Here is a 14,901-nt window from a genome sequence, read left to right as displayed (position 1 = left end):
GAAACGGGGTTGAAACGGGTAGTGTGTAACTCTCGATTGACGAGAACTTGGGGTTTGAAAGTTGATGGTTGGGCAGGCAGCCAAGCCCGTAGACAGGACCGCCTTCCGAAGTAAATGCGACTTTCGTCAGGAAAAGCCGCCAACTTTTTATTGGGCTGGATATCGCCTATAATCCTCTAATTGTCCAACGACAGGGAAAGATACTTAGAGTATCCGCTGCTTAATTACCTAAAAGCCGAGAAGATTCTCTTTCGATTATTCGGGCGAAAATCCAGTCGAACCAAAAGCCTAATACAGGGTTTCCACGTATTAGCTCATTTTCAAATTTCTCTTCGATAACTTTCGATCCGGCCTGGAAAGACTCCCTCGCTTCATCCGTGCGACCCATCTTGTAGAATGCCATCGCTTGAATCAGCTTCGCCGTGGCATTTCGCGACGCGTTCGGATCAGGATAGCTCAGGCATCGATTTGCATAGGAAACCGCTCTCGGGTAGTTGCCCCTGCGGTATTCGTAGAGGGCGAGCGACATCGATCCCCACGAGGCTTGAAAAGTGTCGCCAGCTTCCTCCCCTACTTCCACAGCCTGGACCGCAGCTTCCGCAAACGGCTCCAAGGAGGCGAGCATACTCTCGTTGGCCGAAGCGAGTAGGCTGATCTTGAGGATGCGGTCGGCAAAAGGTATCTCAACCCCACTGAACCGCTCCGTGGCCTCCCTGCGAAAGCGATCGTATTCGTCCAAATCGCCAAGTTCGATCAAAACGGGCCCGAGCTCCAAATAGTCCAGAGTGGCGATGTCCTGCCCCTCGAGCTGATTTATCTGCAGCAAGGTCTTGAAACGCTCCGCCGCCAATCGCCAACGCCCATTGGTAACGTGCCAATCTCCCAAGGCCCGCACCACGGCCGAGCCCTCCATGGTGGCCTCCGTGAGATCAATCGATCCCACCATCAAATCTGCCTCAGCGAACGCTTCCTCGCTCACCAGCATCGCGGCACTGGTTAACTGCTGCCGAAACTCGGCCTCTTGGCGAAGGCGGGCCTGAATTTGCTCCGCGGCTTCTGCTCGTTGACGGGCCTCACGCTCCCTGAGCAGTAGCCATGTCGATAAGCCGAGTCCGAAAATCAGCGTCAGCGTGACGACAGTAGAGGCGATGAAAACGGGCCGATTCCGTTTCACCATTTTCCGATGCGTGTAGAAGAACGAGGGCGGATGGGCCATGACTGGCTCGTCTTCCAAATACCGCTTCAGCTCCGTAGCCAAAGCATCCGCAGTCTCGTAGCGCCGGCGGCGGTCCTTGGACATCGCCTTCATGATGATGCAGTCCAAATCCCCCTTCAGGCGGTCCACCAAACCACCGGGAGTCTTGTTCAACTTCTCCGCGATCTCGAGAGCCTCATTCTTGTCCAGCTTGGAGAAGCGTTCGGATGGCAACGGCGGATTTTCATGGCCAATGATTCGCCTCAAATCCGCGATTCCTACAAAGGCCAATCGGTCTTTATCGAAGGGCGTCACTCCCGTTAGCAGCTCATAAAGCAGTACGCCTAGGCTATAAACGTCGCTGCGCGTATCCACATCCAAACCACCAAGCTGGACCTGCTCTGGGCTCATGTAGGAGGGCGTTCCGAGAACCTGTTTATCAGGCCCGGAAAAAAGCATCATCTCGCTGAAACCAGCTTCCGTAGCCCTTGCGATTCCGAAATCGATTACGCGCGGCACTGCACCGCCATCGTGCTCGCTTACGATGATATTGGAGGGCTTGATATCTCCGTGGATGATCCCCTTCTGGTGAGCATGCTGGATAGCGTGGCAAACTTGGGTAAAGAGCTTAAGGCGGGCGATGATACCAAGGGAGTGGTTCCGGCAATAATCCGTCAACGCTTCGCCCCGCACGTGCTCCATGACGAAGTAAGGCGAGCCGCTACTTGTTTCGCCGGCGTCAAAAACGCGGGCGATGTTGGGATGGTCCATCATCGCCAAAGCCTGTCGCTCCGCTTCGAAACGGGAAATCACCCTTTCCGTCTCCATTCCAAGACGGATGATCTTCATGGCTACCGCGCGACGGACTGGCTCTTCCTGCTCCGCGAGATAAACCACTCCGCATCCACCATCTCCTAAGCGCTGTAAAAGGCGGTAGCGGCCAATCTTGACGCCGACTTCCTCCTCCTCTTCGGGGTCCTTGCGAAGCTTCTCCCCGATCTCGGCAGAATTAATGGCCTGCGCCCCTTCATCAAAAAACGCGTCCGCCTCCAAAACAGTCTCCAACATGGACTCTAGACGGCGTTGCAAGGCTTCGTCGCCCTCGCATTTCTCCTGCAGAAAAGCAGTCCGCTCCTGCGGATCGCTCAGGGTGCGAGCGACGTCAAAAATCTCCTCTTCTCGAGCGGCCTGAGAACTCATGCCTCAACCACCTTGCTGGTTCTTGATCGCATCCATGAGCCAAGCTTTGGCAAAGGCCCAACGACGTTCCACCGTACGCTCGCTAACTCGCAACATATCAGCGACTTCCGCATTGGTATTGCTCATGTAGAACTTCAGGATAACCACGCGGGCCTGTTCGGGATCCTTCTCTTTGAGCTTTTCCAAGGCCTCATCGATCATCAAAACCTTCTCTTCAGGAGAAGCGCTGGCAACGTCGATCTTATTGAGGTCGACTCGCACCAAATCCCCGCCACGCTTAAGACGAGCCTTGCGGCGAGCGCTCTCGATCAAGATTCGACGCATCGCTTCCGCAGCAGCCCCAAAGAAGTGGGCCCTGCTTTCCCAACGGATCCCTCCTTTTCCCACTACACGTAGCCAAGCTTCGTGCACGAGAGCCGTCGGTTGCAAAGTGTGGGCTGAAGATTCGCGAGCCATGCGAACGCCAGCATGCTGACGGAGCTCATCATAGACCAATGGCAAAAGCTCTTCGGAAGCGCGCTCGTCTCCACTTTCGATCGCCTGCAGACAGATCGTCAAATCCGAGACATTCGACTCGGACCAAAACGGTTTCTCATCCTTAAGCTGCTTTGAAGTCATTTCCTTATCCCACGGATCAAGCTGCGTCGCATCAGGGCCGTCCCTCTCCATCAGATGGGGCAGGATCGAGATAGGCTCATCGCAGGAGGTATCTTCAGGGGTATCTGGTTTCGTTCTGAAATCAAACATTAGCTTCAATTGGTTGGGGTACCCTTTCTTCGCACTCTACCGGCCACAAGATGGAGAACGTTCAAATTGATCTACGATGCGGGGGCAAAAGGAGAAATGGAATCTTAGTTGGGGGTGAATGTGACCCATCCGCAGACGCAAAAGGGGGTTAGGAGCACAATGCGCCCTAACCCCATGAAAACCCGACACTCGGGTCGGAAAATTCCGCCCGGAGAAGCAAGTTACTTAATTCTGGGCACACTCGTATCGGTGCGCTCCACCTTCTTGATCAGCCCATCTTCGTCGTATTCGAGCAAGTCCACGCAAAGCGAGCGGCGATAGACGCCTCCTGTTGGAAGTGCCGCGCTGTGATAGATGAAGTACCAGTTGCCCTTGAACTCTACGATGCCTTGGTGGTTCGTTTCAGACTTCGGCAGCAGGTCGTTGATAACCCCACGGTATGTCCATGGTCCCGTAATACTATCGCTCGTGGAGTACTCCGTAGTGGAAGGGTAATGAGATGCGTAGGTGAGATAGTACATATCGTCTCTCTTGTGGATAAACGGCGCTTCGAAGAAGTTTTTAGCCTCCAAGGTATGCACTTCTCCCTCCATCTCGAGCATGTTGTCCTTTAGCTTAACCCAGCGTCCCTCGTTCCACGATCCCCAGAAAAGATAAGCTTGGCCGTCATCGTCTATGTAAACCGCTGGATCGATATTCAGAACCACAGAATTAGGAGTTTCGTCGGTGATAAGAGCCTCGCCGATCGCGTCCTTAAACGGGCCGAGCGGACTGTCCGCGACCGCTACTCCGATCGAAAATCCTTCATTTACTCGAATATCCTTATGGCGGATGGAAACATACCAATAAAACTTTCCGCCCCGCTCAATGGTGTGAGCGGCAAAAGCGTCGCCTTTAGCCCACGCGAAATCGTCAACCGACAGCAGCGGACCATGCTTCTCGTAGTCCACCATGTCCTTGGTGGAGAAAGCGTACCAATCGTGCATCTTAAAGAACTTGTCGGTCTCGTTCTGGATGTCGTGCCCGGTGTAGATGTAGAGCGTATCGTCGTGCACCATGGGAGCCGGGTCAGCGGTGAACATGTCGGTCACCACGGGGTTGCCACGGTAGTCTTCCGCCTTTTCGGCACAGGAAGTGGATACAAGGCTGAAAGCGGTTACAGCCAAAAGGGATAGCGCGAGCGCTGGTTTCATAGGGTAGTCTGGTTTGCGGTTCTAGTTTTCGAGGGGTTCGTCGGCTGAGCTAACGCCTTCCAAAGTGGGAAGGACCTTCTGGAGCGTGCCGTCTTCATTGTAGTAAAGATAGTCGATACAAACCGAGCGGCGGAAACTACCGCCCGATAGGAGCCCGCCGTTGTGATAGATAAAGTAGTCACGCCCCTTAAACTCGATGATGGACTGATGGTTCGTATTGCAATTGCCCGCGATCTCCTTGAGCAACCCTTGATATTCCCATGGACCCTCGATGCTCTTTGATGTCGCGTAGGCCGTGCGCTCAGGGAAGCCCCAAGCATAGCTCAAGTAATAGAGGTCTCCCTTCTTGTGCACCCAAGGAGCTTCGGTATAGCGAGGAAGCTCGATTTGGTGGATGTCGCCATCTAGCTCAACCATGTTGTCCTTGAGCTTGGCCCAGTACAAATTCGTGTTTCCCCAGAAGAGATAGGCTTGCCCATCGTCATCGATAAACGCAGCCGGGTCGATATCATCCCAAGTGACAACATTGCCTTCTGGATTGGTCGGATCTGGCGTCATATCGCTGGAGATAAGAGGTTTGCCGATAGCGTCCTTGAACGGCCCAGTCGGGCTATCTGCTACGGCAACCCCTACTGCAAAGCCTTTGCCGTGACCGCGCCATACGGTTACGTACCAATAAAATTTGCCATCGCGCTCAATCGTGTGAGCGGCCCAAGCATTATCCTCCGCCCACTCAAAATCCGATACTGCGAGCGGTGAACCCTCAGCCTTCCAATTGACCATATCAGTAGACGAATAGCACAGCCATTCCTTCAACACGTAACCTGGACGATCGGGAACGCCTTGGTCATGCCCTGCGTAGATATATACTGTGTCGCCAGAAACCAAGGCAGCTGGATCTGCCGTAAAAACGTCTTTGATTATGGGGTTCTCCGCAGTCGCGGCAGACACGGCCACGAGGGATGCTAAAAGGGTAGTTGGGATTTTCATACTCGTATATGCGCCACGCTATCGGACAATCCGACAAACTAGCATCTGAATAACCCGCCCGAGTACACCTCGCTTAAGACAGTGAGGCTCTCCGTTCGGAGGGATGGCACTCCTAGAGTCCGAAATCAGCAAATCCTACTCGGCCACAAATTGTATCCAGTTTAAGTTTGCGCCAGATCCAATCGCCTCCACTCGGATTACTTGCAGCCCAGATTCCGTGATTTCTATTCCATTGGCCAACAGAGTTACCCAATCGCTCCATCCTCCCGTACTCCCAAACTCAAGTTCGGTCAAAACACGCTCACCGATCATTATCTTTAAACCACCGATATCCGGATAACCAGAGGCCACACGAACCTTAAGCGTGTAAATCCCCGGGGCCGCATCGACTGAATACTCAGTCCACTCCCCACTGCTGAACCAACCAAGCGAGGGAGTCTCATCCTCATCCCATGAATATTGGATATCTGGACCTTCTTCACGGTACAACCCCCCGTTATTGGACGCATCCGTATCATGATAAGCGACACCCTGTCCCCCAAGGTCAAAATTTTCGGCTTGGATTACATCGCTTATCGAAAGGGCACTTCCAGAATAAGGAGATTGCTCGGGAGTGGCCGGCTCTTCGCCTGGAACCGAAAATTCGATCCAGTTCACATTCGCCCCAGCTCCAATCGCCTCGATCCTCAGAATCTGCACGCCCGATTCCGTGATTTCGACATCTTCGAGCTCGAGCGTTTCCCAACTGCTCCAGCCACCCGTATTCTCGACCGTGAAGCTACCGAGAATACGTCCACCAAGGCTAATTGAAATTTCGCCGCTTTCGCTGTATCCAGAAGCTACGCGCACCTTGAGTGAATAAACGCCAGGGGTCGAATCAATCGTGTACTCTGTCCATTCGCCACCCGCGAACCAACCGAGTGATGGAGTGCCATCCAAATCTCCCGAGTTTTCGATATCCGGTCCTTCCTCACGATATTGCCCACCGTTGTTGCTCGCATCCCTATCGCTGTAGGCAACTTCTTCACCCCCCAGGTCGAAGTCCTCTGCTTGGATCAATCCAGGCGTAGCGATCGCTTCACCTGAATACGGCAGCTGGAGCGGCGCTGGCTCATCGTCATCCGGAGAGTCGAACTCGATCCAATTTACGTTCGCTCCAGCTCCAGAGGCCCGGATACGCACCACTTCTGGGCCTGACTCTGTAATCTCGATTTCAGGTGAAACAAGAGTCACCCAGTTCTGCCAATCTCCCGTATTTTCCACCACGAATGAGGCAAGCAAACGATCACCCATGCTGACCTCGATGACTCCATCTTCTGAATACCCTGAAGCGACTCGGATATTCAACCGATAGATACCCGGTACCGCTTCTACGCTATACTCAGTCCATTCTCCTTCGCCAAACCAACCGAGCGAGTAGCTATCATCCTTGTCACCGGACCATTGTACATCCGGACCTTCCTCACGATATGCTCCTCCATTATTTCCTGGGTCACGATCACTATAAGCGATTCCCTCGCCACCTAAATCGAAATTCTCAACCTGGATAACAGCTGGCAAAACCATCGCTTGTCCAAAAAACGGGATCTGTTCCTCAACTGGAGCAACTTCAACCACCACAGAAAGTTGAGAAGACGCAGAGCCTCCCGCATTGGTCGCGGTCAGCTTGTAGGTTGTCGATTCTTCCGGGAAGACCTCGACACTCGATAACCCAAGCACGGAGCCAATACCTTGATCGATCGAGAGACTAGACAAGGAATAGCCATTATCCGCTACGCTCCAGTCAATGGATACACCTTCACCGGCTTCAATAGTCATCGAACTCGCCACAAACGAATCAATACTCGGAGCCACTGGCTGGGGAACCTCCACCTGAAGCGTTAATTGAACCGTCACACTCCCGATCAAGTTAGTCGCAGTTAGCGTATAAGTGGTACTTACAATGGGTGAAACCTCAAACGACATCTCTCCCAGAACGCTCCCTACTCCGTTGTCTATTTCCAAGCCTGTCAGAGGAGTGCCACCGTCCGTAACGTTCCATGACAATAAAGCAGATTCTCCCTGAACTAATACACTTCGATTCGTAACAAAATTTTCGATAGCCGGTAGTTCTGGCTCGGGAGCTTGGACTCCCTCGCCTCCGAGCTGACGCAAGTAACTAACCAAAACTTCCATTTCGGTGTCATTAATCTCAATTCCAGCGTGCGCAGCTATCGCTTCTCCTAAAGTCAAGGCGGCCCCATCATGCAGATACGGTGCCGTAGCCCACACATCTTTCAGCGTAGGAGTATCGATCCCAATGAGCGCTTCGCCAAGACGCATACCAGATCCATCTTTCAAAGTACCCAAATTGTGGAACCCGCCGAATTCGCTATCCGAATAGGCCGTTCCGCTGTGACAAGCCGCGCAATTTTTTGCAGCAAAAACGGCTCGTCCCGCTAGACCTTCCGGAGTCAAACCACCATCAGAGTCGGTGTAAGGGGACTCATCAAAGGCCTCGAGTGAAATCAAGTAGGCGGCCAGCGCATCCAAGTCGTCACTACGGCCTGAATTGGGAGCTCCCAAGGGTGCGTAGGGCTCTCCCCCTTCGATCAATCCTGTACCTTCCGCCAAACTACGAATCTGAGTTTCGAAATCCTGGACTTCGTCAAAATTCGCCGACCAGTGAAGTAAGCCATGTCCATCCCCACTGCGACCTCGTAAGTCGATCGTATTGCGAAGCCCCTCTCCAAATCCCGACATATCCCAAACACGTCCATCTTGCCCACCGTCATTATGGCATGAAGCACAACTGATATAGTCAGACCGAGACAAGCGATCATCGAAAGCATCGTAGAACAACTGCTTACCTATGAGAACCTCCGGATCAAGAGCTTCTTCAACGACACTTTGCACAGTAGCGAGAAGAGCTGATCCAGCAACGCCTCGTCTTACCAATTCGGATACATCATGCACTGTCATAGAGCGTGACATGAAATTCTGCACGTAGAGTTTGGTCCCGTCAGGCGACAAGCACAAACCTTGAGGTGCTCTCTGGACAGGGAACCTGAAGAGCTCCTGTTCGCCGAAGCTATCGATTACCGCGACTTCGCGGCTTCCTTCCAAAGCAACAAAAACGTACAAGCCATTTGGCCCATAAACCGCGGAGCTTGGCACAGCGGCATCGTCATGATCGACTCGGGATGTATAAGTCTCCAAGCCCGCGAGCAGGTCGATACGAGAAGTAATCGCCCTTACAGTGCTGTCGTGAGTGAGTTCCAAACCGTCACGCAAAAGGCCACGTTGAATGTTATCTTGCTTGGAGGGGACCCACGCTTCCAAGCCAGTTGGGGAGAGAGCAACAGCTGACAAATAATTCGGGAGGCCACGAGCGCCACCACCCGAATCCGGAGCCACGCTACTTTGAAGTAAAATGGTATCGCCAACTGTCATGCTCTCAATGGATACAACAAGCACCTCACCTCCCGCTGCGGACGGATCAGGATTGAGCGTCGATTCGCCATCAATTGGCGGTGTGATGAAGCGTGATACGTAAAGCGTGTTCCCTGGGCTATCCAAAGCAAGTCCACGAGCATTGAGTCCGACATCTGCTGAGCCAATGATTGAACCATCAGATAAACGCATCTTCACCACGAATCCGAGTGCCTCAAGAGAGATGTATGCGACCCTATTATCTGGACTCAAGACAAGCCCATGCGGTTGAGAGGCTCGAGGCAGTGAGAAGGTTCTGACTAAGCTGAATTCAGGCGATAGTTCCGAAATCGTCGAACTGCCTTTATTGGCCACCAAAACATTTCCGTTCTGCAGTACCGCGACACTTCGAGGCTTTTTCCCTACCGGAATTTCCACGATTCTGGAGAAATCTGAGGCGTCAAAAACAGTTACCGAATCATTGTCCGGGTTGACCATCCAAACCCGATCAGCCTCATCTAATAAGGACTGGTAGGCAATCGTTTGTGAATTAACGGGCTTATCCGTTGGCAAACCTTGAGGAGCTACGTTTTGGTAAAACTGTACACTTATTTCACGACCACTCGAATCTTTGGCGGTAAAAGTGACCAAGTATCTTCCGGGTTCTGCATAAACATGCTCTACCTGAGACAAACTCGAGTAAGGCGTATCCGAAGATCCATCACCAAAATTCCAACTAAAGGTCGGACTCGTTCCCCCACTCATCGGAACTTCAAAAACGGCAGAGGCTCCCGAAACGATTGGGCTCGAGACAGTTGGAGCCAATATAACTTCCGAATTTATCCTCCACGAGAAGGTCCTAGAGGTCATTAAGCCAACCGTGTCGATAGCTTCCACAACAACGCTGTATTCCCCAGCGATACTGGGCACACCGCTGATAACACCGGAGTTAGCGTCCAGAGACAAACCACTGGGCAATCCACTTGCCGAATACGTAACAGATCCCCCCTCTGGATCTGTTGCAGCCAAAACCAAGCGAACCGAATCTCCTATGGTATTCGCTGCTGCGGACACCTCAGAAAACTCGGGCGGCATATTTTGGGGGGTGATAACCGTCAGATTGAAATTATCAAAACGCCCGACGGAGGCTTCAGCCAACTCTGTTTTCTTGTTATTGAATACCCCTAAGCCAATTGTGTGTTCACCCGCTGCGAGAGGGCCGAGAGTTATCGAGAAGCGCTTCCATCCCGTGCTCTCATTCAGTGTTTCAGACGGTGTATCCAAAATTTGGTCAGCGTAATCGTTTCCTTCGCCTGAGCCGAACAGCTCTCCATCAAGAGCAAACAACACTTGTGCGAATTCGTCGCTCTCGTAATTGTAGGCCATGGTCAGATTGTAGTCGAAACTGATCTCGACTTCCCTTTCAGCCAACAGGGTGAAGCTAGTCTCAAAACCGCCCGACATATTGTCGATCGCCGCGGCATCAATTCCACCAACTGACATTTTCAAGCCCCCTCCCTCTTGACCTGCATCCACCTCCCAAGATCCAGAAGCGTACTCCGGCTGACTGGTAGAACGAAACATATCGTCTCGGTAAACGAACCCATCAGAGTCACTTTCGAAACCTAAATCTAAACCTCCTTGCGTCGCTATAGTCCAAGTGAAGGATCGACTAACCGACTCCTCGTCGTCTGTTACAGTGAGCGTAGCTAAATAGACGCCCACTTCGGCCGAAGTGGGGACAGCCGATATGACTCCGGTCAGCGGGTCGATCGAGAAACTGCTCGGTAGACCGGATAGTTCGAAAGTGGCTTCGCCCGACACGTTCGAAACATTCTGTGCAAGCGTTACATTCTGCCCCACGAAATAAGTTCTATCCCCAGGATTCAAGACCCCTAGGCCGCCCACCGCCATTCGAACATAGACTTCCAAGTCGTCTGTATCGGCAGACCAAATACTGCGAGCTTCGGTATCGCTGGGGATCCCTTTGAGAACCGGATCTATATCCCCGATATCAGTGGCATTTGCCCAACCTGAATCATCGAATCCGGGGAGCTGCCAACCCTCTTCATACGAAGCAGAAACCTTCCACTCTGCATTTGTGAAATAACGCTCTCCTCCGACCGTAAAATCACCCACAATCGCTGAGGGTCCATCATTATTGATGGCTTTGATGGCAATCAGACCAGATTCAGCTTCCGGCAACTCCGTCGTATACGTTTCCCGCCAATCAGTTCCTATTCCGATTAACTCGCCGTTGAAGAAAAGCTCATGCTTGTCGTCGATCCCCAAGCGAGCCATATTGACCGATGTATCCACTTCTTTGGCTAAGGACGCTCTCAGATTCGAAGTAGGAATGATCTGCTTGGGAATGTCTGGCCCTTCCCAGCGCAACTCGATAGTACAAGGACCTCCTCCTTGATACCATTCTAGAACAATGGGCACTGGAACGCCTGCTTCTAACTCGATAGTACCGGAATACTCCGTCGGAGACTGCCAAGTCCATCCACTTATCAGACTTTCTCCACCCAATCTCAAGCGAACGCCATCATCAGCGTTCGTGTAGAATGTGTAGGCGCCAGCGACCTCAGGCACCACCCAGCCACTCCAACGCGCACTGTAGCCGTCAGTACCTAGCAATACGGCATCCGGGCTCTCGGTCTCGCCGTAATAGAAATTCACACTTGGATCAATCCTCTCAAATTTCTTGGCTCCCAAAATATCGTCGAAGTATTCAGCCTTCAAACCCGGTACGCTATCTACCAAGTTGTCCTGAATATTGGGCCGCACGTGAACTATCTTAGCCTTCGAGTGCACTCCCTTTTCATCCAAAACGAAAATCATCCAAAAACCTGGTACCATAACATTTGGGTTCGGGTGCCCAACAACTTGATACTCGCCCGGACCGACCTCTGAGAAAGGTAAGCTTAGAAAACGCAAATCCGTGGACCACCCATGTGTCGTAGCGATCAATCGGACAGCCGAGAATTTGCTAGCGTTCGGAGTCGCCGAAATGTCAAAAACCTCGCCAACGGCTACGTGCTCCGGAGCAGAGCTAATCACAGGCCTCTCAGCCAGACTACCATCCGCATTGAAAAGATTCGGAGGCGTAAAGATCTGCCCATCTTGGTGATTTTGATCTCCCAAATCTCCGGTTCCATATCCACCTCCACCGGCAAATACGGTACCGTCGGCCAGCAGCAAACCGACCGAGTGATAATTTCTAGGTACCGCCATGTCCGCAACCTCACGCCACTCTCCCGTTTCGGGATTCCAAATTTCTCCCGTTAGCACCGTGCCATCATCGCGAAATTTTATCCCCGATGTGTTACCACCGATAATGAGCACTTCACCGCTTGGCAGCATAACGGCGCTTTGGAAGCGACGCGGATACTTCATTGGGTTTGTCAAAGCCACGGTAGGCGGACTTGTATTCAAATCTATGGTATAGCATATGTTCGAACTGCCTCCATTGTAATCGCTTGCTCCACCTGCGACCAAAATTTTGCCGGATTCGTACATCGCAACGCCGGCATGCTTGGGGTAGTAGTCGCCTGGAACCGTCAATCCCGCGGAATTACGAATTCCGTTTCCATTCGGATCGACCCAGTTCATGTCGGCAGTTGGTCCGAAATGAAAAAGTTGTCCTTCGGGTGACACAAAAAGGTAAGGCCACCAGTTCGATTCAAATCCGGTCGCATTCGCTACGGGTTGCCAGTCTACCCCTGCTAGCCGGCTCCAAGACCCCGTGTCAGAGCTAAAGCGTTCGGCTGTATTCCCACCCCCACTACCACTGACGGTAAAAACATCCCCATCCGCCAGGGCAACCGAAGTCGTGTACCAACGCTTATCGTTCATGTCTCCGACTCGATCCCACTCTCCCGTTCGCCAGTCAAAAACGCTGGTATGCTCAATGGTGTAACGCCCACCATTCGTCTGCAAAACACCATCGGCTCGCATAACCAAATGAGCGCAAAACATCTCGTGATCGAGATAGAGGTCATCATTGGAAAAGGTTCCGGATTCTGGATCGTAGATAGACCAATAGGTTTGGTGGGCGGTACCCGGCCAAGTGCGACGTTCCTGTCCGCTGAAGGTTAACAGCTTCCCATCCGGCAAAGCTGCCGCCGAGACTGGGATATGAGGCCAACTCACCACTGGCCCCCATCGTCCATCCAGATTAGACGCCTCCGGTTCACTTGCTTGTCCATCGTATCCGGGTAATAATGACGCTGCTGCAGCCCAGAAAGCGTCATCGACGGCATGTTTATCGCCCGCAAAAGCGATGTTGGCAGAGAGGAGGAATAGGGAGAGTAGAAAACGTTTCACGGTGGGGAACGAATTTAAGGTCAAAGGGAGGAGGATGCTATTTCAGCTTCTCGCTCGATAAACTGTGGGTCGGTCAAAGTTTCGAGAAAGGCGACAAGGGCAGCTTTTTCGTTATCGGTTAACTGCAGGCCCGCCGCCGGATGTTTGGAAAGGTTTGGGTCCAGAAACGCCCCCCGCTGAACCCCGGAATTGTAGTGTTCAACCACTGCCTCCAGGGAGGCAAAACGCCCATCGTGCATGTAGGGGGCAGTTACTGCTACGTTGCGCAAGGAGGGAACCTTAAAGCTTCCCGTATCCATTTTCTTATTAGACGCCTCGAAACGCCCTAAATCGGCGGAGTCAACGCCAAGCCCGTTGTTAGCGAATTCCTTGCTCACGAACAGAGAGCCGCCGTGACAATGAAAACAATCAGCCCCACGTAGCCCCCGTTTCGGATCGTGTTCCGTGACAAAGAGACTGAAGCCTTCCTTTTCCTGATCCGTGAGTTCGACTTCCCCACGCATCGCTCGGTCAAACCGCGAATCCTGGGAAACCAAGGTAAGAAGAAATTGCTCAATCGCTAAGCCGATCAGCTCCGGTTCGATCTCTTCAGCTCCAAACGCTTTTTCGAATCCGCGGACGTATTCTTCATCAGCCTCCAATTTGGAAATAACTGAAGGAAGCGTTTCTCCCATCTCATTAGGGTCCACCAACGGATGCAAAGCTTGTTCAGCCAGATTCGAAACTCTACCATCCCAAAAAAAGTGTTTGGACCAAGCGAGATTGAACAAGGGCATCGAATTTCGCCTTCCAAGTCTACCTCCGACACCTGAGCTTAACGCTTTTGTATCCGTAAATGCATGACTCCTATCGTGGCAAGAAACACACGAGACTTTGCCATCTGAAGAAAGCACTGGGTCTTCGAAGAGCTTTTTGCCAAGAGCAACGCCCTCCATGGTCGGCATTCGTTCCCCCAAATCGAGCACGGGAAGGCGATTGGAGATATTCAGCGGGTACACGGCTCCTCGAGCACGCCTCGCCCCATCCAAGCGCTGTATTTGCGTTTGGTAAATCTCTGGATAATAGACCGGCGTTTCGAACGAACGCGAAACAGCGGACCTTGCAGTGAGAGCTAGCGGGTCTCCTTGACGCGAGTGAGTAAATCCCTGTCCCGACCAGGGATTTAAACCTGAAGAACGGTCAAAAAGCTCCCGCAGATCGAAGCCAATTGCCACAGTCTGCATCCGTTTGCTTTCAAATGAAACTGGAAGCTCTACCGCGACTTGATTCCCATCGTTTGCCAAATGATAGGAGAACCCGTGGGTGACGCCCTCCGAATCGCGCACGCTCCCTTCAAAAGCGGAAAAGATATAACCGCCGGTCCACCCCCAATGCAGGCCAGAGGTTACGGGATGCAGGGCGTGCTCCTCCGGGATCTCATTGGGGTCCGAATCATTTAGATTTTTTGACAAACCAACCTGAAAGCGAATAGCCCGATAGCTCCCCGCAGGAATCGACTCCAAATCAACCGAATAACGCCCCTTGTCAGCCCGAATCAAGCCCACCAAATAATCCGCCGCGTCTAACCACTGGCCCGTATCCGTCTGCAATGCGAATCCGGAAAGCAACATGTCAAAACGACCGATAGTCACCGAACTGCCATCCGGGAACAAATTAGCCTCCCCCAAGCGGAGTGGTTTTCCGTCAAAGTGCGGTTCTAGACGTAGGACTAACTCACCACCATGAGCTGCTAAAGGAAGCCCCAAAAGCATCAACACGAGGTAGCAACTAAGAAACAGCGACACTTTCGCACGTCGACTGCCCCCTGAGCTGGGTGTTGTCAAATGAGGCTCCATC

Annotated in this window: 6 protein-coding genes; all 6 read right to left on the bottom strand. The window is 52.4% G+C overall.

Going from position 1 to position 14,901, the window contains the following annotated elements:
* Positions 1-220: 220 nt before the first annotated feature.
* Complete coding sequence (locus tag H5P27_RS14905; protein ID WP_185661187.1) at positions 221-2,395, bottom strand: serine/threonine protein kinase; 2,175 nt, start codon at positions 2,393-2,395, stop codon at positions 221-223.
* Positions 2,396-2,398: 3 nt separating this feature from the next.
* Complete coding sequence (locus H5P27_RS14900; RefSeq protein WP_221774728.1) at positions 2,399-3,142, bottom strand: sigma-70 family RNA polymerase sigma factor; 744 nt, start codon at positions 3,140-3,142, stop codon at positions 2,399-2,401.
* A gap of 221 nt (positions 3,143-3,363) precedes the next feature.
* On the bottom strand, positions 3,364-4,335 hold the full coding sequence (locus H5P27_RS14895; RefSeq protein ID WP_185661186.1) for a glycoside hydrolase family 43 protein: 972 nt from the start codon (positions 4,333-4,335) through the stop codon (positions 3,364-3,366).
* Positions 4,336-4,356: 21 nt separating this feature from the next.
* Positions 4,357-5,325 carry a glycoside hydrolase family 43 protein gene (locus H5P27_RS14890; protein ID WP_185661185.1) on the bottom strand — a complete coding sequence of 323 codons (969 nt, stop codon included), beginning with the start codon at positions 5,323-5,325 and terminating at the stop codon, positions 4,357-4,359.
* 135 nt (positions 5,326-5,460) lie between these two features.
* Positions 5,461-13,065: a carbohydrate-binding protein gene (locus tag H5P27_RS14885; RefSeq protein WP_185661184.1), complete on the bottom strand. Its 7,605-nt coding sequence runs from the start codon at positions 13,063-13,065 to the stop codon at positions 5,461-5,463.
* Positions 13,066-13,085: 20 nt separating this feature from the next.
* On the bottom strand, positions 13,086-14,849 hold the full coding sequence (locus tag H5P27_RS14880; protein ID WP_221774727.1) for an MbnP family protein: 1,764 nt from the start codon (positions 14,847-14,849) through the stop codon (positions 13,086-13,088).
* Positions 14,850-14,901: the final 52 nt, after the last annotated feature.

This window comes from Pelagicoccus albus (genome assembly GCF_014230145.1).
GTDB classification, from domain to species: domain Bacteria; phylum Verrucomicrobiota; class Verrucomicrobiia; order Opitutales; family Opitutaceae; genus Pelagicoccus; species Pelagicoccus albus.
The sequence above is the reverse complement of the archived record's forward strand: the minus strand, read 5'-3'. Positions and strand labels throughout refer to the sequence as shown.

Bases quoted from the DNA above. Each gene is read 5' to 3' on its own strand.
- H5P27_RS14890 (WP_185661185.1), bottom strand. From the start codon at position 5,325: ATGAAAATCCCAACTACCCTTTTAGCATCCCTCGTGGCCGTGTCTGCC.
- H5P27_RS14895 (WP_185661186.1), bottom strand. From the start codon at position 4,335: ATGAAACCAGCGCTCGCGCTATCCCTTTTGGCTGTAACCGCTTTCAGC.
- H5P27_RS14905 (WP_185661187.1), bottom strand. From the start codon at position 2,395: ATGAGTTCTCAGGCCGCTCGAGAAGAGGAGATTTTTGACGTCGCTCGC.
- H5P27_RS14900 (WP_221774728.1), bottom strand. From the start codon at position 3,142: ATGTTTGATTTCAGAACGAAACCAGATACCCCTGAAGATACCTCCTGC.